The organism is Kibdelosporangium persicum (assembly GCF_013280595.1).
Taxonomy (GTDB): Bacteria; Actinomycetota; Actinomycetes; order Mycobacteriales; family Pseudonocardiaceae; genus Kibdelosporangium; species Kibdelosporangium persicum.
The window spans coordinates 152,291-173,068 of the sequence record NZ_JAAATY010000016.1 but is presented as its reverse complement, the minus strand read 5'-3'; the positions used below and the strand labels follow the sequence as shown (position 1 = coordinate 173,068).

Sequence of the window (20,778 nt, the reverse complement as noted above, 5' to 3'; positions counted from 1 at the left end):
TGAGTGGTTATCAGGGTTAGAACACCGATAACCACTCACGAGGGGTTTTTCAGCGGTTGGCGGCGGAGCGGATGAAGGCCGCGAGGTCTTCGGACTGCTGCAGCCGGCTGGGCTCGTGGACGTACATCATGTGCCCGGCGGGGTAGTACTTCGTCTCGATGTTGCCGCGCAGCTCGTCCGGAATGGTCAAGTGCGCCAAGACGTGTTCGGCGGCGTAGTACGGTGTGGCGCCGTCGAGGTAGCCGGAAGCCACGTGCACCTTGAGGTTGTGGTTGGCGCGCATCGCCGCGGAGAGCTTGTCGGCGACGGTGACCGACGCGTTCTCGAACTCCTTGAACGACCACGGGTGCACGTTGCCGGTGAGGATCTCGTACGGCAAGTCGTTGGCGTACTCCAACTCCGCGCGGATGTAGTGGTTCAGCGCGGCGGTGTACGGGCCGAGGATCGCCGTGTACGACGGGTCCTCGCTCATCAGTTCACGGCCGTAGTCGTTGTCCCAGCCCAGGAATCGGGCGTCCAGCCGTCCGGTGACACGGCGACGGTCGCGCAGCACCTCCGTGTAGAACCGGACGTGTTCGACCCGGAGGTTCACCCGGTCGACGAAGTCCGGCTTGAGCCCGGTCAGGCTCGCGACCTTGTCTACAATGGACTGGCGATCGGGTAACCGGGCACCCTGGGACAGGGCCCAAGGGTAGTCACGGCTGGCGAACTCCTCCGCCTCGGCGAGCACCTCGTCGAGCGGGCGGTCGCCGTGCAGGCCGTGGTAGTGCGCGATCGCCGCGTACGTCGGCAGGAACAACACGTAAGGCAGGTCGTTGCCTTCGGTGAAGTGGATCGTGGCGAAGTCGAGCACGGACGAGATCAGCATGATCCCGTTGAGGTACATGCCGTGCCGCGACTGCAGGTGCTCGGCGAGACCGGCCGCGCGCAGCGTCCCGTACGACTCGCCCGCGAGGAACTTCGGCGACAGCCAACGCTCGTTGCGCGACGCCCAGAGCCGGATGATCTCGCCCACGGACTCGATGTCCGCGGTGAAACCGTGGAACTCGTCCGGCTTCTCGCCCTTCGTGGCCCGCGAGTAGCCGGTCGACACCGGGTCGATGAACACGAGATCGCTGTGTTTGAGCAGCGTCTCGGCGTTGTCGACCAGTTCGTACGGCGGCTTGGCGATGTCGCCGGCGTCTCCGGCGAGAACCCGCCGCGGGCCGAACAGACCGAGATGCAGCCACACGCTCGACGACCCGGGGCCGCCGTTGAACGCGAACGTCACCGGCCGCGTGGCCGGGTCGGCGCCGTCCAGGATGTAACTGGTCAGGAAGACCTCGGCCTTGGCCAGGTGTCCGTCGAACTTGCCGTCGGTGAGCACCTCCCGGCGCAGGACCACCCGGCCCGCGGTCGCCGTGTACGCCAGGTCACCGATCGTGTGACTGGTCGTGACGAGATCGTCGGCCGGGTTGGCCGGTTTGGGCTGCTCCTCGTTGTCTGCCATGGCAGCACCCTATGTGGTGAAGAATCTTGAACCGTGCCGGAGACCCTCGACGAACTGGACCACGCGGTGACCACCTGCCGGGCCTGCCCACGCCTGGTGGCCTGGCGTGAACAGGTGGCGGTGGAGAAACGGGCTGCCTTCCGTGATCAGACCTACTGGGGCAGGCCGGTGCCCGGTTTCGGCCCGGCGGACGCCCGGATAGCGATCGTCGGCCTGGCCCCGGCGGCCCACGGAGCCAACCGGACCGGCCGCATGTTCACCGGAGACCGCTCAGGCGACTTCCTCTACGCAGCCCTGCACGCCGCCGGCCTGGCCTCACAACCGACGTCCACGCACATCGGCGACGGCCTCACGCTCTACGGCGTCCGCATCACGGCACCCGTCCGATGTGCCCCGCCGGAGAACAAGCCGACGCCCGCGGAGCGGGACAACTGCCGTCACTGGCTGGTCAGGGAGTTGGCGTTGTTGCGGCCGACTTTGCGGTGTGTGGTGGTCCTCGGGGCCTTCGGTTGGCAGGCTCTACTGCCCGCGCTGGCCAGTTGGCAGGTTCCGGTGCCGCGGCCGAAGTTCGCGCATGGTGCTGTGGTGCGGTTGCCCGCTGTCGACGGTGGCCCGGATCTGACGTTGCTCGGGTGTTACCACGTCAGTCAGCAGAACACGTTCACGGGAAAGCTGACGGTCGGCATGCTCGCGGACATTCTGACCACCGCCAAGGACCACGCCGGGTTGTCAGGTTAGGCGCCAGGGATCGACCAGTTCGACGCCGGTATTCAGGAAGTCCTTGGTGTTCCGGGTGGCCAACGTCGCATGACGCGACCGGCAGATGGCGGCTATCTGGGCATCCGCCATGGTGATGGGACGTCCCGCCATGTCCCGGCGGCTGACGATGGCCGCGTATTCGTTCGCCGCCAGCATGTCGAACGACTCGACGCGGCCGTGAAAGTCGTTGTGTACCACCGCGTTGACTGCTTCTGTCAGCGCGGTCTTGCGATGTCCGTCGGGAAGCCGGGCGACTCCGTGTAGTAGCTCCGCCGCGGTGATCGCTGTGGTGGCCACCTCTTCGGCCGGGAGGGAGTCGAGCCACATCAGCACTGACTCGTCCGGCTCGCGACGGATGACCTCGGACAGCACGTTGGTGTCGAGAATGATCACGTGTCCAAGTCCACCGCGCGCGGTGACTCGTCACGAGTCGGGATCGCGAACTCGTGATCCTCGATGTCCGCGAATCGAGCGCGGATCCGGCTGCCCAGCCCATGAGCCGGAGTCTGCCGGAACAGTGTCTCCCGCAGGATCGCCCGGACTTCCGCCTCCATGGATCGGCCGTGTTCGGCCGCCCGGACTCGCAACCGCTCGCGCACTTCCTCGTCGAGGCCGCGGATGGTCAGGGTCGCCATCGTGCTCACCTCCCGATCAACCGAGTGACAGCAATGCTAGCACAACAGCTCGACTCCTGCGCGGGCCAGTTGTTGACGGGAAAGCTGACGGTCGGCATGCTCGCGGACATCCTGACCACCGCCAAGGACCACGCCGGGTGATAGTCCACCCCATCCCGCGGGGAGTTTGGGATGCTCTGGTGATGAAAGTCCGGTTGCCGGTGCTGCTCGCGGTCGTTGCCTTCCTGGTGCTGGCCGTGGTGGCGGCGCGGGGAAGTTCGAGCATTCCGCGGGGCACCGCCGGCCTCGGCACCGGGTTCGACCCGGGTGACGGCGGCCCGCCGGCCGGGGCGCCGCCGGTCTCGTCCGAGCCGATCGCGTACGGGGCCGGGGTGCTGATCCTGGTCGTCTCGGCCGCCGTGCTGTTCGGGCTGGCGATGCTGCTTGTCGCGTTGAGCGGTATTCGGTTCTATCGGCGGAAACGGATCCGGTTGCGCACCGCCGTCTCCGACGAGACCGTGGACAGTGCCGAGCCGTGGCTGGCGCGGGCGACCGAGCGGGCGTTGTCGGAAATGGACCGCAAGATCGGAGGACCGCCGTCGGACGCGGTCATCGCCGCGTGGGTCCGGCTTGAGGAATCCGCCGCCGAAACCGGTGTCGAGCGTCAGCCGCACCAGACTCCGACCGAGTTCACCGCCGCTGTCCTGGCTGGACAGAACGCTGACGAGGAAGCTTTGCGAACATTGCGGACGCTGTATCACCGCGCCCGGTTCGGGCGGCCGGGAAACGTCACCGAGGATGACGCCCGCGCCGCGCGGCGAGCGCTGGAAAGCATCTCATGAAACCGCTGAACGCCGTTCTGGCCGCGGTCGCCATCGGCGGGATCGCCACCGTCCTGACGACCTGGCTGATGAAAATGCCCCTGATGTGGGCGATTCTGGTCGCGATCCCGGTCGCCGCGGTCACGGCACTGGCGACGATGGTCGTCGGCGCCGCCGCGCCGAGCTGGCAAGCACTGCCCGCGCCGGACGAATCGTTGACGGCGCACCAGGCGAGCACGTTGTCGACGAGGTTCGCCGAAGCCGCGAAGGACCCCGGCAGATTCCGCAGCCGGGTCCAGCCGAGGTTGCGCAAACTCGCGGCCGACACGCTGCGGCACAAGGGAATCAGCCTCGACGACCCGCGAGCCCGGCAGGAGCTGGGCGACGAGCTGTACACGTTGATCACCACCCGGGACGCTGAGCTGCCGTCCCCGCACCGGCTGACCGAACTGCTCGGCCGTCTGGAGGAGAAGTGACCACATCGGACGTCCAATCCGGACTCAGTGTGGCCGTGATCGCGGCCGAGTGCCGCGCCGTGCTCGACGCCGTCGGCACGGTCGTCGTCGGGCGCGAGCGGACGTCACGGCTGGCGTTGGCCGCTGTGCTCGCGGGCGGCCACGTGCTGCTGGAAGACGTGCCGGGACTGGGCAAAACGCTGATGGCACGCAGTCTCGCGCAAGCGCTTGGTCTGGACTTCAAGCGGCTGCAGTGCACCCCGGACCTGCTGCCCGCCGACGTCACCGGCTCGTACCTGTACAACCCGACCGAGCACGAGTTCAGCTTCCGGCCGGGCCCGGTGTTCACCGGCCTGCTGCTGGCCGACGAGATCAACCGCACTCCGCCGAAAACCCAGTCCGCGTTGCTGGAAGCCATGCAGGAACGGCAGGTCACGGTCGAAGGGCACACCCATTCGCTGCGGCGGCCGTTCCACGTCCTGGCGACCGCGAACCCGGTCGAGTACGAAGGCACGTATCCCTTGCCGGAAGCCCAGTTGGACCGGTTCCTGCTGCGGCTGGACGTCGGATACCCGCCGGCCGACGAGGAAGCCGAGGTGCTGCACAGACGGCTCGCCCGGCGCCAGGAGGACACCGAGGTCGCGCCGGTCGTCGACGCGGAACGCCTCAAAGCCCTGCAGGCCGGTGTCGAACGGGTCGGCGTCGACGCCGATGTCGTGCGGTACTGCGTGGACCTCGCGTCGGCGACCCGACGGCACCCGACGGTCGAGATCGGCGCCTCGCCGCGCGGCTCCCAGGCGTTGTTGCTGGTCTCCCGCTGTCTCGCGGTCATGGACGGCCGCGAGTTCGTGCTTCCCGAAGACGTCAAGGAATGCGCGGTCGCCGCGCTGGCGCACCGGTTGACGCTGCGTGCCGAGACGTGGAGCACGGGCGCGACAGCGGTCCAGGTCGTCACCGAACTGCTCGGCTCCGTGCCCGGACCGGCGAGCACGAGATGAACAACCGCGTCCTGCGGTGGATGCGCGGTCAGCGGGACACCGGGCGATGGCGCAACACCGACGCCATGTACCGCGCGGTTGTCGTCGGCGTCGGACTGGTCGTCGCCGGTGTGCTGCTCCACGAGCTCGTGCTCGTCCTGTTCGGCGCCCCGTTGCTGATCAGCGCCATGCTGGCGATGACACGCCCGCAGCCGGCCGAACCAGTCGTGCACCAGCCGACGCTGCCCCGCGCACTGGAACAGTCCCAGCTCGCCGAAGCCGTCTTCGATATCGACGCAGGTCCCGGCGTCGAGCTCGTCGCGTTGCGCGCGCCGCACGGCAAGACGCGTGGGGCGGGGCCCGTGCACCTGTTGCCCGGGAACGTCGAGCAGGTCCGGACGACGCTCGGCCATGGCGGCTGGGGCGAAGGCGTCGACCTCCGGCTGGACCGTCTGTTCGCCGGGCCGGACGCGCTACGGGTCTACGGCCCGATAGTCGGGACGGAGGGCCGACGGACCATCCTGCCGCCGGTCAAGGTGCTCCCCGCCGGTCCGTTGCCGCCACGGCCGTCAGGTCTGGTCGGTGTGCACAGGTCGCCGCGCCCAGGCGACAGCACCGAGCTGAGGGACATCCCTGCGTTCCAACCAGGCGACCGCCTGCGACGTATCGACTGGCGCGTGTCGCTGCGGACATCCGCGGCCACGGGCGGCGTGATGTCGCCGAGCGCGCTGCACGTACGCGAACGGCATGCCGATGCCGACGCCTCCCTTGTGCTCGCGATCGACACGCGCGTGGATGTCGGAGCTCACGTGGGCGAATGGGCGAGCGCCATGATCGGCAACGGTGTCCGGGCGGGCGGCTCGCTCGACACGTCCGTGCTGGCCGCGTGTTCACTGGCCGCGAGCTACCTGCGGCAAGGCGACCGCGTCGGGTTGGTGGACCTCGGCCGCCCGCAGCTGAGCCTGGCGCCCGGAACGGGGTCGCGGCAGCTGCTGAAGATCCGGCACCAGTTGGTGATCTGTGCCCGATCGGCGGGATGGGCGTCGAAACCGGTGTTACGTCCGCAACAGGCGCCCGCCGGGTCGCTGGTGATGGTGCTGTCGCCGTTCCTCGACGACGCCATGGTCGAGCTCACCGCGACCGTGGTCCGGCGCGGAACCCGTGTGCTGGCAATGGATCTGCTGCCGGAACACCTCATCGCGGCCGAGCGGGACCCGTGGGGCGAGGCCGTGCTGCGGGTGTTGCGCGCCGAGCACGCGGTACGGCTGCAGACGTTGCGGGAACATGGGATTCCGGTTCTCCGGTGGGGTGATGAGGCGTCCGCCACACTGCGAGTCCTGGCGAGAGGACGGCGATGAAACACGAGACGAAACCCCCGATGAGACTGACCGCCGGACTGCCCGCCTGGACGCTGCGCGGTGTCGTGCTGTGCGCGGTGGTGCTGATCGTGATCGTGCAGGCCCGGCAGGGCGTCGGCGTCTTGCCGTTGACCATCATCGCTGTGGTGGGAGTGTTGTCCGTCACGGCACCCGGCACGCCGGCGCCCGCTTTCCTGATCGTCGCGACGGCCGTGGCCACGCTCGCGGTCAGCGAAGACCCCTTCGAGTTCGCGGTCCTCGCGCTGATTCCGCTGGTCCACGTCGTCCACATCGGATGCGCGCTGGCCGCTGTGATTCCCGGCACTGCGCGCGTGCACGCCGCCGCACTGCGCCCGGCCGCTGTCCGGTTCGGAATCGTGCAGGCGGTCGTCTTCGGGTTGGCGGGCGTCGCCGCGCTCGTCCCGAAAACCGTTACACCAGCGGCATTGGAGGTCACCGCGTTGCTCGGCGGCGCGGCGCTGGCCGTGCTCGCCACCCGGATGATCTTGAATCGTCCACAGTGAACCCGTCGCCGCGTGGCGACCGGGATCACACCCGACCAGGGGTGACGCGCGGGGCCGGCCGGTTGGTGCGACGATAGGACCATGGCCAAGGGCAAGAAGCAGCCGAAGCGGATCCTCATCGTCGGCGGTGGGTATGTCGGCCTGTACACCGCATTGGGCCTGCAGAGGAAACTGCGGTCGCTCGAAGCGTCGGTGACAGTCGTCGACCCCCAGCCGCACATGACCTATCAGCCGTTCCTGCCGGAGGCGGCGGCCGGATCCATCGAGCCGCGACACGTCGTCGTGCCGCTGCGCAAGGTGCTGCGTCGTTGCCACGTGCTGACCGGACGCGTGACCAAGATCGACCACGCGAACAAGACGGCGACCGTCGAGTCCATCGACGGGCACACCGACCAGGTCGAGTACGACCTGTTGATCAGCGCGCTCGGGTCGGTGTCCCGGCTGCTGCCGATCCCCGGCCTGGAGGAGCGCGGCGTCGGGTTCAAGACCGTGGGTGAGGCGATCTACCTCCGCAACCACGTGCTGTCCCGGCTGGACATCGCCGAGTCGACCAGCGATTCGGAGCTGCGCCGCAAGCTGCTGACGTTCGTGGTCATCGGCGGTGGTTACGCCGGTGTCGAGGCGCTCGCGGAGCTGGAGGACATGGCCCGCTACGCCACCCGGTACTACGACACGATCAGCCCGAAGGACATGCGCTGGGTGCTGGTCGAGGCGTCCAACCGGATCATGCCCGAGGTGAGCGCCAAGATGGGCGTCTACACCGTCAAGGTGCTCGAGAAGCGCGGCATCGAGGTGTTCCTCGACACGCGGGCGAAGTCGCTGGAGAACGGGCACGTGATCCTCGACGACGGCACCGAGTTCGACGCCGAGACGATCATCTGGACCGCGGGCGTCAAGGCGAACCCGGTGCTGGCCAACACCGACCTGCCGCTCGACCAGCGCGGCCGGGTCCGCTGCACCGCCGAGCTGCAGATCGAGGGCCTCTCGGACGCCTGGGCGGCCGGCGACAACGCCGCCGTGCCGGACCTCTCGCGCACCCAGGAGGACCCGACCGCGACGTGCAGCCCGTCGGCGCAGCACGCGGTCCGTCAGGCCAAGCGGCTGGTGCCCAACGTGCTGGCCGCGCTGCGCGGGAAGAAGCAGAAACCCTACGTGCACAAGTACCAGGGCTCTGTGGCCTCGCTGGGCCTCTACAAGGGCGTCACCGACGTGCTCGGTGTGATCCGGTTGAAGGGCTTCCTGGCGTGGGGCCTGCACCGGGCCTACCACCTGTCGCGGATGCCCACGTTCAACCGCAAGGTCCGCATCATGTTCGACTGGCTCGGCGCATTCGTCTTCCGGCGGGAGGTCATCTCGATGGGTCAGATCCAGGATCCGAAGACCGAATTCACCCGCGCGGCGAAGAGCTGACTGGACCAATTCAATAGGCCAGCCGGATGAGTTCAAGCAAAGTGACTCCAAAGGGGGCGCCGGAACGCTTAGGCTTCACGCGCCCCCGTAGCCCAACAGGCAGAGGCAAGCCCCTTAAAAGGGTTGGAGTGCCGGTTCGAATCCGGTCGGGGGCACGCTGAGCGGGTAGTTCATGTCCATGAAACGCGATGGACGTGGACTACCCGTTCTCATGTCCGCCCCATGGGGCAGCGGCGCGCATTCACACCAGGCGATCAGGCGAAAGCGCTCCGTATTGATATCACTTACGGCGCTCAATCGACGACGGCTCGTATTCACCGCGTGCAAAACATTCCCAAAACGTTATCTGCGGATTCAAGGTCCCGCTCATCGCACGGACATGCCCTCGTCAGCGGGGTGTGACACCCTGGTCACCGTGGCGGACGATGAACTCGCCGGCCGGGCCTTCGCGGCGGCCAGGGCGGGCAACGCGGACGAACTGTCGGCACTGGTCAAGGGCGGTGTGCCGGTCGACCTTCGCACCGCGGCGGGCGACAGCCTGATCATGCTCGCGGCCTACCACGGCCACGCGGAAGCGGTGTCGACGCTGGTCAAGCTGGGCGCGGACGCCGACAGCCCGAACGACCACGGCCAGACCCCGCTGGCCGGGGCCGTGTTCAAGGCGTCGGACGACGTGGTGCGGGCCCTGCTCGACGGCGGCGCGGACCCGTTCTCCGGAAGTCCCTCTGCGGTCGACACGGCCAGGATGTTCGGACGGCTCGAGTTGCTGGCGCTGTTCGAGCGCAAGGGCTGACGGGAACTCACCGGCCGTCACGGGCGACTATGTAGGCATGGACTGTGGGACGTGCACAGAGGCCCTGTCCGCCCGGCTGGACGGTGAGGAGTCACCGGTGCCCTCGGCCGAGGTGGACGCGCACCTGGAGTCGTGCGCGTCCTGCCAGGCCTGGTACGAGGCCGCGGCGGCGTTGAACCGCCGAGTACGGGTCCGCTCGTTCGAGCCGACACCGGACCTGGTCGCCTCGGTGCTCGCCGAAGCCCAGCCTCGCCGCCGGCCGGTGGCACGGATCGCCCTGGCAGGCGTCGGGTTGATCCAGCTGTTGCTGGCGGTGGCGCAACTGTTCGGCACGAACGTCCACTCCGGGCATGGCGCTTCGTTGACCGGGCACCTGATCAGCGAGGGCGCCGCGTGGAACCTGGCGCTCGGCCTGGCGATGCTCGCGGCGGCCTGGCAGACCAAGCGGGCCAGTGGGCTGCTGCCCGCGGTCGGGGTGTTCGTCGCGGCGCTGGTCGTGTTCTCGGTGATCGACGTGGCGACCGTGGGGGTTCCGGCCTCTCGGCTGCTGTCACACATCCCGCTGCTGGCCGGGGTGGCGCTGCTGTGGGTGGTGCAGCGGGAGCATCGGCAGGGCGGCGATCCGGCGCCGACCGCCCGTCAGGATGAGGGGTCGGCGTCGGCCGGCAGCCAGACGCCGGACGAGGACCGCCGCTCGGGCCCCAGCAGGCCCTGGCTCCGCCCAGCCAGCCATGACCGCACCGGCCACCACCGCCGAGCGGCCTGACCCCTGCCTGCACACCTCGTGAGTGTTTATCCGTGTTCTAACCCCGATAAGCACTCACGAGGGGGGCATGAGCTTTCGCTGGATCCACCAGACGAGTTCCACGAGGACCACGCCGAGCGCGGCGATGCCGATGGCGAGGGTCGTGTAGCTGGTGTTACTGGGGTCGAGGGCGAAGAAGCGTTGCGTGAAGGGCAGGACGAACAGCAGGAACGACGCCCCTGACATGAGGGTGATCAGGGCGATCTTCCACCACTTGTAGGGACGCGCCACGATCGCGAGCACCCAGAGCGCGACGATCATCAAGGTGATCAGGGCCGTAGTGCCTGCTTGCTCGCTGGTGGCCTTGGTGTGCACGAGCATGTACGACACGAAGGTCGCGGTGGCGATGATGGCCCCTGCCGGGATCGCCATCCGCATCACTCTCGCGACGAAGCCGCTGCGGGCGCGTTCGTTGTTGGGGGCCAAGGAGAGCACGAACGCGGGGATGCCGATGGTGAACCACGCGATCACGGTCACGTGCCGGGGCAGGAACGGGTAGTTGACCTGCGCGATCCCGACCATCAGGGCGAGGATCACCGAGTAGACCGTCTTGGTCAGGAACAGGTTCGAGACACGTTCGATGTTGCCGATCACGCGCCTGCCTTCGCCGACGACGTGCGGCAGGGTGGCGAACTTGTTGTCCAGCAGGACGATCTGGGCGACGGCCCGGGTCGCCGGGCTGCCGGAGCCCATGGCGACGCCGATGTCGGCGTCTTTCAGCGCCAGCACGTCGTTCACGCCGTCGCCGGTCATCGCGACCGTGTGCTTACGGGACTGCAGGGCGCCGACCATCGACCGTTTCTGGGCAGGGCTGACGCGGCCGAAGACGGCACGTTCCTCGAGGACCGTAGCGAGCTCGTCCTTCTCGTCGGGCAGGGTGCGGGCGTCGACGGGGTCGGACGAGTTGGGCAGGTCGAGCGACGCGGCCACAGCGCCGACCGACAGGGCGTTGTCGCCGGAGATGACCTTCACGGTCACGTTCTGGGACGCGAAGTAGTCCAGGGTGTCCTTGGCGTCCGGCCGGACCTTCTGCTCCAGCACGACGAGCGCTGCGGGTGTCACGGTCCCGGGCGCGTCGACGGCGTCGACGGGCACGTCGGTCCGGCCGAGCAGGAGCACGCGCAGGCCCTGTGATCCGACCTGCTCGGCTTCGGCGCGTGCGGCGTCACCGGCAGGGAGCAGCACGTCGGGAGCGCCGAGCACCCAGTGGCCGTGGTCGGTGAACGTGGCGCCGCTCCACTTGCGAGCGGACGAGAACGGCGCGACAGCGGTCGCGTGCCAGCCGGGATCGTCCGGGTACGCCTCGGCGATGGCCAACAGGCTGGCGTTCGGGCGGGCCTCGGTGCGGGCGAGCGCGGCCAGCGCCTGGGACACCGAACTGTCGCCGTTGGCGTTGCGGACTTCGGACAGCCGCATGCCGTTCTCAGTCAGGGTGCCGGTCTTGTCGGCGCACACGACATCGACACGCGCCAGGCCTTCGATCGCGGGCAGTTCCTGCACGAGGCACTGGCGCTGGCCGAGCCGGATCACGCCGACCGCGAACGCGATGCTCGTCATCAGGACGAGCCCTTCGGGCACCATCGGCACGAGCGCGGCGACCATCCCGCGCAGGGCGTCGGCGAGCGACTCGTTGACGTTGAACAGCTGGTTGTAGATGGTCAACGCACCCGCGGGGATCAGCAGGAACGTGATGAACTTGAGGATCTTGTCGATGCCGGACCGCAGTTCGGACTTGACCAGGGTGAACTTGCTGGCCTCCTCGGCCAGCCTGGCCGCGTACGCGTCCCTGCCGACCTTGGTCGCCCGGTAGGCGCCACTGCCCGCGACCACGAAGCTGCCGGACAACACCTGGTCGCCGGGCTGTTTGACGACCGGGTCGGACTCGCCGGTGAGCAGCGACTCGTCGATCTCCAGCGCGTCCGCGGCCAGCACGACGCCGTCGACGACGATCTTGTCGCCGGGGCCGAGCTCGATCACGTCGTCGAGCACGATCTCGTTCGGCGCCACGTCGACGGACACGCCGTCCCGCCGCACGGTCGGCCGGGCCTGCCCGACGATGGCCAGTCTCTCCAGCGTCCGTTTCGCCCGCAGCTCCTGGATCATGCCGATGCCGCTGTTGAAGATGATCAACAGGCCGAACATGCCGTCCAGGAAGTACCCGGTGGACATGATGATCGCGAACAGCACGCCGTAGATCGCGTTGATCCGGGTCAGCACGTTCGCCCGGACGATCTGGCCGACCGTACGGCTGGCCCGCGCGGGCACATCGTTGGTCTTGCCCGCGGCTACCCGCTCGGCGACCTCGGCGGTGGTCAGCCCGCCGTCGATGGTGCCGAGTGCGGTGTTGTCAATCGACATGGGTCCGACAGTAGGCGCACCTCCGGCCGGTCCGCGTCACCCCGAGGTAGGACCAGCCCCTAGGGGGATTGGGCTGGTCCTACCCGGATGGTTCACTTCACCCGATAAGCACGAATCACCGTCTGCGAAACGGTGTTGCCGTCCGGATAGGACGCTTGCGCACGAAGCGAAACGAAACCGGACGACGGATTCCACACGATGGCCCACCACTGGTCGTGCACGCGCACGAGCGGTGCCCGCCGCCAGAGTGTGCCGTCGTCGGTGGACACTTCGACGGTACGCAAGGACGCGCCGCCGCCCGCGGACCCCGGCTGACGGTCGACCCGCACGGGAATCGCGAGCACGGAGTTCGCCCTGGCGTTGTTGCGCAGGTCGAGCTTCGGATCGAAACCGACTGTCAGCAACGGCAACGGTGTTGCCTTGTCGGTGTGGCCCGAGCGGAACGTCCACTCCGCACTGACCTTTGTGGACAACGGCCAGATCGGGCTCGTCCTGGTCACCTCCGAGGTGAGCCGGTAGTTCGCCGCGGCGGCGGGCACGGTGAACGTCCCGTCGCCGGGAACATCGCTGCGGCCGATCTCCTTGCCGTCGGCGTACAACACGGTGTCGCCCTTGTCGGCGAAGCTGTACTCCTCGGGCCGGGGGAACCCGGAATGCCTTGCGGCGTCGGAGAACAATGGCAGCGTCGCGGTGATCGTGTCCGCTTCGCGGAAGGCCAGGTGCGGCTGGCCGGTGTACGGCTCGTTGGACACCGCGAGGCCAGGCCCGATCACGGCCTTGCCCCACTCGGACGTGGTCTGCTCACCCGCGCGGTAGGTCCGTTCATCGTTGATGTACCCCTGTTCCGGCCCGCTGTCGCGGTTCGGCGCGGTGCGGAACGAATTCTGCCACGTCACCGGCGAGTAGTACTCGGTCCGTTCAAGCGGCAACGGGACGACCGTCGACCACAGGCCACTGCCCATCTGAAGGTTGCCCGACCGTGTCCGGTAGTCGATGTAGGCGACGCCGTCGGTCTGTGCGTGGTACTTCGCCTTGACCGTGGCCAGGTCCTTGCTTCGCGGCTGATAGGTGAGATTGCCGGGAATGCCGCCGTGGTGCGGGAATGCGAGTTCGTAGCGGTACGGACTCGCGGGCAGCCCGGTCAGGGTGACGGTGGCGTTGCCGAGCTTGGCCAGCCGCTGACCCGCCGGGTCCATCGTGTACACCACGGGTACTGGAGCCTTCTCCCGCACAGCGATCGACATGGTTTCGGAGAAGTAGAACAGCGCCGCCGCCGCGCCGGCGTCGGCGACTGCCTTGACACGGGCGTCGTACTCCCTGGCGTCGGTCCTGCCGAGCGTGAACACGGCGAGTTTGCCTTTCAGATCACGTGTCGCGATCTCCTCCGGCGTGGCGTGCCCGACGTCGACAGCGGCGAATTCCTTGTGACCGTTGGTCATCGGCGACGACGGTGCCCACTCCACCGGGATGTCGAAGGATTCCGGCTTGCCGGCCGCGAGCCTGACCGACGGCCGTCCCAGCTGCTGGCGGTTGTAGTAGTCGAAGTGCTGGAAACTGCCCTTTGTCGGCACGGCATAGGTTTCGTCGGTCACGTCGCTGGAGAAGCCGACCCCTCGCCCGTCGAAGCCGTGGACCACGATCGCGGTGACACCGGCGGCCCGGCGAGCCTCTGGCTCCTCGACCCGCACGTCGACCCGGACACCTTGCCGGGCGTCGAACGCCACGGTCGTGTCCTGGCGCAGATCGACCTCGGGCTCGCCGACCATCGTCACCGAAGGCTGGACCTGGCCCGCGGTCAGCGTCTGCACCAGCCCGAACACCGCGTACTTCCCCGCGGGCAGGCGCACTGGCCGGTTGCTCGGCGCGATGTCGTAGAAGTCGGCGTCGATCCGCTTCCAGATCACCGCGCCCGCGCCGTCCGGTCCGAGCTCGACGCCGTTCCGGTCGGTCAGTTTCGGGGTGAGCGTGTAGCTTTCCGGCTCCTTGGTCGCGCCGATCGCGGTCTGCACGACTGTGCCGCCGCCCCTGGCGACCAGACGGCCGCTGTACTCGGCGACCGGTCCGGCCGCCGGGTCGAACGTCACGTTCACCGTGGCCTCGCCTTGCGCCGGAACGGTGATCTCCTTGACGTCCGTGCTGAACACACCGGCGTCCTGGAGTTCGAGCGTGAGCGAAACCGGTGTGCCGCCGGAGTTCTTGTACGTCACCGGCTTGGTGATCTTGTCCGTGCGGTGCGGCCACTGGATGAAACCCATGCTCAGGCTGCCCGTGCTCGCGACGACGGTCTGGCTGACCGCGCGACCGACGTCCAGCCTGCCCGCGCCTTGCTGGTAGATCGTCGCCGAGACCGGACTCGCGGCACCCATCAGCGCGGCCTTGATCTGCTGGCCGTTCCAGTCCGGGTGTTGTGCGGCGAGGATGGCGGCCGCGCCCGCGACGTGTGGTGTGGCCATGGATGTGCCGGTCAACCGGGCATAGTGCTCGTCCACGGCCTCGTCGTCCAACGTGCCTTTGGCTCGTGCGGCGACGATGGCTTCGCCGGGTGCGGCGATGTCGGGCTTGACTGCGAAGTCGTTGGCGCGTGGGCCGGGGGAGGAGAATTGGCTTGCCTGGTCTTGCTTGTTGACGCTGGCCACGGCCAGTGCGGCGTCCGCGGCGGCGGGTGAGGAGACTTTCTGGGACGGCCCGTAGTTGCCCGCGGCGATGACGAACAGCGTGCCTTTCTCCGCGGAGATGCGGTTGACGGCGGTTTCGATCGGGTCGGTGCCGTCGCCGGGTCCGCCGCCGAGGCTCATGTTGACGACCTTGGCGCCGTTGTCGGCCGCCCACTGCATGCCTTCGAGGATGGCGTCGAACGGGCATCCGTAGTTGGCGCAGACCTTGCCTACCAGCAGGTTCGCGTCCTTGGCGACACCGGTGTATCTGCCGCCTCGGCCTGCTGCGGTTGAGGCGACGTGCGTGCCGTGTCCGACCTGGTCTTGGATGCCTTCGCCGGTGAAGTCCTTTTCGCCCTTGACGATCCCGGCGAGATCCGGGTGGCCGGGGTCGTATCCGGTGTCCAGCACGGCGATTGTCGCGCCCGCGCCGGTGTGCCCGGCCTGCCACGCGGCTGGTGCGCCGACCTGCGGCACGCTCTGGTCCAGCGACGGGTATGCCTTGCCGTTGAGCCAGATCCTGTGCGCCTTGGCCGTCTCGAACAGGTCGGTAGCCCGCTGCTTCGGCGTCGAGACCGCCGCCATCTTCACCGCGGGCAGATCACGGGTGACCTTGCCCAGTGCGCTCACACTCGGTCCCGACTCCACCAGCAGAGGGATTTCGGACGTGTGAGCGTCGTCGTAACCGAGTTTGATCAGGCCCGTCACGTCGAACAGGGCCTTGTCGAGCCGGCCGGACGCGACCAAGGGCACCGCGTCCGACGGGATGACGGTCACCCCGTCCGCCGTCACGGACTTGACGAAGCCACGCGGCGCACCGATCCGCTTCGCCGGTTCCACATGTGCGTCCCAGGTGTCGCCGCGCTGGGTCACGGTCACCTTGTCGCCGGTGATCAGCGTGACCGTCCTGGCAGGCTCCGGTCTCGCCGATGGGTTTCTCGCAGGGTCAGCGGCCGCCGGTAAGCCGGTGAGTCCGCTGATGAGCACGGCCAGGACAGCCGTATGGACAGTTCCGCGCACTATGGTCGCCCCTCAGACGTCGTGTCGGAAAATCGCCAGCATTCCGTAGACGCCGACGGGGGTCCACAAAGTTGGGCCGATCAGCCGCTCCTGTGCCGCGCGGGCCGGGTGATCGCGCCGACCAGCAGCAGCACGCAACCGCCCGCGGTGTTCCAGAAGCCCTGCCTGAACTGCGACGCGAGCGCTTCGACCTGCATCTGCTGGCCCAGGAACACGGCGAACACCACGACCGCGAGGAACGCGCCGAGCGCCATCGTCCAGCGTCTGCCGATCACCAGGCCGGCCAAGCACAACGCGACGGCCAGCACGATCGGCACGAACAGCGAGTTGATCATGTCGGTCGTGGTCGGCGTGACCCCGTTCCACAGTTCGTTCAGCGGGATCTGCCTGCCCTGCCGGTCGCGGTACCACGGCAGGAACGTGCTGTACACGACCGCGGCAGCGCCCGCCACGGTGGCCACTATCGCGATCACCATCCGCATGACCACCTAGCATGCCAGCGTGGCGGAGTATCGGATCGACGACCTGGCCAGGGTGAGCGGCGCGACGGTGCGCAACATCCGGGTCTACCAGGATCGGGGCCTGCTCCCGCCGCCCATCCGCCGAGGCAGGACGGCGATCTACACCGACGCGCACCTGTCGCGGCTGCGGCTGGTGACCAACATGCTCGGCCGCGGCTACGCGTTCGCGCAGATCGCCGAGATGCTGGCGGCGTGGGAGTCCGGCCGTAGCCTCGCCGACGTGCTCGGCCTGGAAGAGGCCATGGGTGTGCCGTGGTCGTCCGAACTGCCGACCCCGATCACGGTCCGCGAACTGCGCAAGATGTTCGGCAACCAGCTGACCATCGCCAACACCCGCCAGGCGTTGCGGCTCGGGCTGTTGCAACGGCAGGGTGCGGGACTGGTCGCACCCAGTCCGCGGCTCTTGGAAGCCGGATACGAGCTGGTCAAACTCGGTGTCCCGCTGGACGAGGTGATCGAGCTGGCCGGCGTGCTGCAGCGGGAGGTCGATCACGTGGCCGGGCTGATGGTCGGGCTGGTCCGGCGGTACGTGCTCGACCCCAAGGGTGAGGACTGGCTGCCCAGCGGCGACGAGGTTCCGTACTACGCCGACGTTTTGCGTCGCCTGCCGCCGGTCGTGATCTCCGCGCTGACGGCGGCCGTGGCCAGGTCGACCGCGCGCGTCATCCCCGACATGCTCGGTGACCGGCTCGAAGCCCTGCTCAAGTCAGACAAGCTTGCGAGCGACTAGCAACGCGCCCCGCTTCGTCACGGTGAGCGGCACATCGAGCTCCCGCGCGGCGCGTTCCGCGGCTTCTTCGTCGACTCGCCTGGCCAGCAGGTAGTCCCGAACGGACGCCTTGGTGGGCAGCGTGACCAGCGGCGCGTCCCAGGCGTCCACTTCGACCTCGTCGAACACGCCACGGACGATCTCCGGCGCCTCCTCGGCGTCGAACGTGCTCGGTGGGCGTTCCCGGTACGCGGCGAACTCCGGCGAGTCCGAGCGCGCGATCGTCGACGCGATCAGCACCCCGCCGGGTTTGAGGACCCGCTTGGCTTCTCGCAGCGCCTGCGTCGGATCTGCCAGGTGGTACAGCATGTTCAAGGTGGTGACGCCGTCAAAAGTGTTGTCCTGGAACGGGATTGCCGTCGCGCTGGCCCGGACTCGCGGCGCCGGGTGTGTGCGCAGGAACGTCATCGCCATGTCGAGGCCGATCAAGCGCGTGTCCGGCATGGCCTCACGCAGCACGCCTTCGGCGCATCCGACGTCCAGCACGAGGTCCGCGCCGGTCAGCCGCGATGCCACCCGCGCATAGAGGTCGGCCTGCGAGTACGCCTTCGACAACCGTGCTCCGCTGCGGTAGCGGTCCGGGTTGCTGTCGTAATCGACAGGGACTGCGTCAGGAGTTGCCATGGCATCAGCATCCACCAGTTCCGGCTGCGGTGGCGTGTTTCCTACTTGCGGTAACCGCATTTGACCTGCGAAAACGCCGATTGGTCATTGCGATGATGTCAATGGCCGTTGTAACGTTCCTCGTTGTCAGAGACGACGGCGGGAGCGGCCATGCGAACGGTGGAATCGGGTGACGTGTCCCTTGCGGTCTACGAGCAGGGCGACCCGGCCGATCCGACTGTCCTGCTGGTCCACGGCTACCCCGACGACCACACGACATGGGACGGTGTCGCGGCGCGCCTCGCCTCGCAGTTCCACGTCGTCACCTACGACGTTCGTGGTGCCGGAGCCTCCACGCGGCCTCGTGCCGTCTCGGACTACCAGATCCCGCACCTGGTCTCGGACCTGTTCGCGGTCATGGACGAAGTCAGCCCGACGCGGCCCGTGCACGTCGTCGCGCACGACTGGGGCTCGATCCAAGCCTGGTACGCGGTGACGTCCGGCACCGCCCGGATCGCTTCGTACACCACGATTTCCGGGCCTTGCCTCGATCACGTCGCCTACTGGACGCGGCGACGGCTGGCCCGTCCGACGCCCCGGAACCTGGCCCAAGTCGTCTGGCAGCAGCTGCATTCCTGGTACATCCTGGCTTTTCACGTGCCGTTCCTCGCGGCGCTGGCGTGGCGGCTCGGCGTGGGCAAGATGATCGCCCGTGCCGAAGGTCTGACCTCCGTACCGTCCACTTCGGATGGTATTGATGGGATGAAGCTGTACCGAGCCAACATTTTCCCACGGATGAAGGCCGCCTCCGAGCAGCGCACCGACGTCCCGGTCCAGATGATCGTGCCGGTCCACGACCGTTACGTCACTCCGTCGCTGCTTGAGGACGTATCGCGGTGGGCGCCGAACCTCTGGCGCCGCAAGGTGTTCGGTGGCCACTGGATCGCTTCGAAGCGTCCGGCGGTGATCGCGCGGATGGTCGAGGAGTTCGTCTCGCACATCGAGGGCGAGCCGGTGACCCGCGGTCTGCAACGGGCTCTCGCGCCTTCGTCGTTCGCGCACCGCCTCGTTCTGATCACCGGCGCGGGCAGCGGAATCGGGCGCGAGACGGCGCTCGCGTTCGCCCGTGAGGGCGCGGATGTGATCGTCACGGACATCGATCTGTCGTCCGCCAAGCAGACCGCGGACCTGATCGGCCCCGCGGCCGTCGCTTACCAGCTGGACGTGACGGACGAGAGCGCGATGCGGCAGCTCGCCGACGCGATAGTCGTGGAGCACGGCGTGCCCGACATCGTGGTGAACAACGCCGGAATCGCCATCGCCGGGCTGTTTCTGGCGACGACCGCGAAGGACTGGTCACGGATCATCGACGTGAACCTGCTCGGAGTCGTGCACGGCTGCCAGGTGTTCGGGTCGCTGATGGCCGAGGCCGGGGAAGGCGGGCACATCGTCAACGTGGCCTCCGCGGCCGCGTACCTGCCTTCGCGCGCCTTGCCCGCGTACTCCGCGACCAAGGCCGCGGTGCTGGCGTTGTCCGCATCGCTCCGGGCGGACCTGGAGCCGTCCGGCATCGGTGTCTCGGCGATCTGCCCGGGCTTCGTGGACACACCCATCACCCGGGCGGCGACGTTCGTCGGCGTGGCCTCGTCCACCCAGGACTCGTTGCGGGACCGCGTTTCCCGGATGTACCGGCGGCGGAACTTCCCGCCTTCCCGTGTCGCTTCGGCGATCGTCGCCGCCGTGCGGGCCAACCGTGCCGTGGTGCCGGTGACGCCCGAGGCGAAACTCGGACTTCTGCTTGCACGGTTCGCGCCGGGGCTCGTCCGGCGCCTCGCACGAATCGGGGTGGACAGGTGAACATTTCGTACGAACGCCGCGGGTCAGGCAGTCCGCTGGTGCTGCTGCACGGCATCGGGCACCGTTGGCAGGCCTGGGAGCCGGTGCTGGACCGGCTGGCCGAGTCGCACGACGTGATCGCGGTGGACCTGCCTGGATTCGGGCTTTCCCCGGCTTTGCCCGAGCCGTACACGGTGGCCGCGGCTGTGGATGCGGCTGTGGACAGCTTCAAGGCGATGGGGATAACCCGGCCGCACCTGGCCGGGAACTCGCTGGGCGGAATGCTCGCGTTGGAACTCGCCTCCGCCGGGCACGCCTCATCCGTCACGGCGTTGTCGCCGGCCGGATTCTGGGCGACCGCCCGGGGCCGGGCCTGGGCTTTGCGGGTGCTGTCGATGATCCGGGCCACCGGGCGGCTGCCTGAGCGGACCCGGACCGCGATGATGACGCGCAAGTCGTTCCGGCTGGCCAGCGGGAGTCTGCTGTTCGGGCGTCCGTCGCGGGTGCCTCTCGAGGTCATGCTGGCCGATCTCGCTTCGATGGCCGCCGCGCCCGGGTTCGACTCGGTGGCTCGGGCCGGGCGGGACTACTTCTTCCAGAGCGTGGCGCCGAGCGTGCCGGTGACCATCGCGTGGGGCACGCGGGACCGGATTCTGTGGCCGAACCAGGCACGGCGCGCCGCCCAGCTGCTGCCGGAGGCTCGGCACGTCACGCTGCCTCGGTGCGGGCACGTGCCGATGCACGACGAGCCTGAGCTGGTGGCTCGGACGATTCTGGAGACCTGCGCTCGGGCGTCAGCCGTCGCCGCCGACGGCCAGGACGCCGAGGAGAACGCTCGCTGACAGCCATGGCGCCGGGCAGGCGCTCGCCGACGGTCAAGGCGCCGGGGAACGCGCTCGCTGACAGCCAAGCCATCGCTCCGAGGAAACGGCCAGGGCACGGAGGAAAACGCTTGCTGACAGCCGAGACACCGGGGAAGCCGCTGACAGCTCAAGCCGACAGCCGAGACACC

General features: G+C 68.4%; 19 protein-coding genes and 1 tRNA gene. 13 read left to right on the top strand and 7 right to left on the bottom strand.

Annotated features, from left to right (window positions below):
* Positions 1–49: 49 nt before the first annotated feature.
* On the bottom strand, positions 50–1,489 hold the full coding sequence (locus tag GC106_RS26890) for a S10 family peptidase (protein ID WP_173136254.1): 1,440 nt from the start codon (positions 1,487–1,489) through the stop codon (positions 50–52).
* Positions 1,490–1,522: 33 nt separating this feature from the next.
* Between GC106_RS26890 and GC106_RS26885 the strand changes: the two genes are divergently transcribed.
* Positions 1,523–2,227: a uracil-DNA glycosylase gene (locus tag GC106_RS26885; protein WP_173136252.1), complete on the top strand. Its 705-nt coding sequence runs from the start codon at positions 1,523–1,525 to the stop codon at positions 2,225–2,227.
* Here the strand turns inward: GC106_RS26885 and GC106_RS26880 are convergent.
* Positions 2,219–2,641, bottom strand: coding sequence for a type II toxin-antitoxin system VapC family toxin (locus GC106_RS26880; RefSeq protein ID WP_173136250.1), 423 nt, complete (start codon positions 2,639–2,641; stop codon positions 2,219–2,221). The genes GC106_RS26885 and GC106_RS26880 overlap by 9 nt on opposite strands.
* On the bottom strand, positions 2,638–2,883 hold the full coding sequence (locus GC106_RS26875; RefSeq protein ID WP_173136248.1) for a FitA-like ribbon-helix-helix domain-containing protein: 246 nt from the start codon (positions 2,881–2,883) through the stop codon (positions 2,638–2,640). Before GC106_RS26875 ends, GC106_RS26880 begins: the two co-directional genes overlap by 4 nt.
* A gap of 182 nt (positions 2,884–3,065) precedes the next feature.
* On the opposite strand from GC106_RS26875, the gene GC106_RS26870 reads away from it, so the two are divergent.
* From GC106_RS26870 to GC106_RS26830, 9 genes are all read left to right on the top strand, one after another.
* The gene (locus tag GC106_RS26870; protein ID WP_173136247.1) at positions 3,066–3,704 is read left to right on the top strand and encodes a DUF4129 domain-containing protein; all 639 of its coding nucleotides are present in this window, start codon (positions 3,066–3,068) and stop codon (positions 3,702–3,704) included.
* Complete coding sequence (locus GC106_RS26865) at positions 3,701–4,159, top strand: hypothetical protein (RefSeq protein WP_173136245.1); 459 nt, start codon at positions 3,701–3,703, stop codon at positions 4,157–4,159. The genes GC106_RS26870 and GC106_RS26865 overlap by 4 nt, the downstream gene beginning before the upstream one ends.
* The gene (locus tag GC106_RS26860; protein ID WP_173136243.1) at positions 4,156–5,136 is read left to right on the top strand and encodes an AAA family ATPase; all 981 of its coding nucleotides are present in this window, start codon (positions 4,156–4,158) and stop codon (positions 5,134–5,136) included. Before GC106_RS26865 ends, GC106_RS26860 begins: the two co-directional genes overlap by 4 nt.
* Positions 5,133–6,473 (top strand): DUF58 domain-containing protein, encoded by a 1,341-nt coding sequence (locus GC106_RS26855; RefSeq protein WP_173136241.1) that lies wholly within the window; start codon positions 5,133–5,135, stop codon positions 6,471–6,473. Before GC106_RS26860 ends, GC106_RS26855 begins: the two co-directional genes overlap by 4 nt.
* Before the next feature lie 20 nt (positions 6,474–6,493).
* Positions 6,494–6,997: a hypothetical protein gene (locus tag GC106_RS26850; protein WP_173136239.1), complete on the top strand. Its 504-nt coding sequence runs from the start codon at positions 6,494–6,496 to the stop codon at positions 6,995–6,997.
* Between the two features lie 81 nt (positions 6,998–7,078).
* Positions 7,079–8,407 (top strand): NAD(P)/FAD-dependent oxidoreductase, encoded by a 1,329-nt coding sequence (locus GC106_RS26845; RefSeq protein WP_173136237.1) that lies wholly within the window; start codon positions 7,079–7,081, stop codon positions 8,405–8,407.
* A gap of 81 nt (positions 8,408–8,488) precedes the next feature.
* A tRNA-Leu gene (locus GC106_RS26840) sits at positions 8,489–8,562 on the top strand.
* A 224-nt stretch (positions 8,563–8,786) separates the two neighbouring features.
* Positions 8,787–9,200: an ankyrin repeat domain-containing protein gene (locus GC106_RS26835; RefSeq protein WP_173136235.1), complete on the top strand. Its 414-nt coding sequence runs from the start codon at positions 8,787–8,789 to the stop codon at positions 9,198–9,200.
* 37 nt (positions 9,201–9,237) lie between these two features.
* Positions 9,238–9,966, top strand: coding sequence for a zf-HC2 domain-containing protein (locus tag GC106_RS26830; RefSeq protein ID WP_173136233.1), 729 nt, complete (start codon positions 9,238–9,240; stop codon positions 9,964–9,966).
* Positions 9,967–10,020: 54 nt separating this feature from the next.
* Here GC106_RS26830 and GC106_RS26825 read toward each other — a convergent pair whose 3' ends face one another.
* The 3 genes from GC106_RS26825 to GC106_RS26815 form a co-directional block, all read right to left on the bottom strand.
* On the bottom strand, positions 10,021–12,363 hold the full coding sequence (locus tag GC106_RS26825) for an HAD-IC family P-type ATPase (RefSeq protein ID WP_173136232.1): 2,343 nt from the start codon (positions 12,361–12,363) through the stop codon (positions 10,021–10,023).
* Between the two features lie 92 nt (positions 12,364–12,455).
* Positions 12,456–16,037 carry a S8 family serine peptidase gene (locus GC106_RS26820; RefSeq protein ID WP_173136230.1) on the bottom strand — a complete coding sequence of 1,194 codons (3,582 nt, stop codon included), beginning with the start codon at positions 16,035–16,037 and terminating at the stop codon, positions 12,456–12,458.
* Between the two features lie 80 nt (positions 16,038–16,117).
* Positions 16,118–16,519 carry a hypothetical protein gene (locus tag GC106_RS26815; protein ID WP_173136228.1) on the bottom strand — a complete coding sequence of 134 codons (402 nt, stop codon included), beginning with the start codon at positions 16,517–16,519 and terminating at the stop codon, positions 16,118–16,120.
* A 19-nt stretch (positions 16,520–16,538) separates the two neighbouring features.
* Between GC106_RS26815 and GC106_RS26810 the strand changes: the two genes are divergently transcribed.
* A complete protein-coding gene (locus GC106_RS26810; protein ID WP_173136226.1) occupies positions 16,539–17,288 on the top strand; it encodes a MerR family transcriptional regulator in 750 nt (249 codons plus the stop codon).
* Here GC106_RS26810 and GC106_RS26805 read toward each other — a convergent pair.
* Positions 17,265–17,951 (bottom strand): class I SAM-dependent methyltransferase, encoded by a 687-nt coding sequence (locus tag GC106_RS26805; protein WP_173136224.1) that lies wholly within the window; start codon positions 17,949–17,951, stop codon positions 17,265–17,267. The two genes, GC106_RS26810 and GC106_RS26805, sit on opposite strands and share 24 nt — an antisense overlap.
* Before the next feature lie 150 nt (positions 17,952–18,101).
* Here GC106_RS26805 and GC106_RS26800 point away from each other — a divergent pair, with 150 nt between their 5' ends.
* Both GC106_RS26800 and GC106_RS26795 read left to right on the top strand, forming a co-directional pair.
* Positions 18,102–19,787, top strand: a complete 1,686-nt coding sequence (locus GC106_RS26800) for an SDR family oxidoreductase (RefSeq protein ID WP_173136222.1) — start codon at positions 18,102–18,104, stop codon at positions 19,785–19,787.
* Positions 19,784–20,608 carry an alpha/beta fold hydrolase gene (locus GC106_RS26795; protein ID WP_173136220.1) on the top strand — a complete coding sequence of 275 codons (825 nt, stop codon included), beginning with the start codon at positions 19,784–19,786 and terminating at the stop codon, positions 20,606–20,608. The genes GC106_RS26800 and GC106_RS26795 overlap by 4 nt, the downstream gene beginning before the upstream one ends.
* The last annotated feature ends 170 nt before the right edge of the window (positions 20,609–20,778 follow it).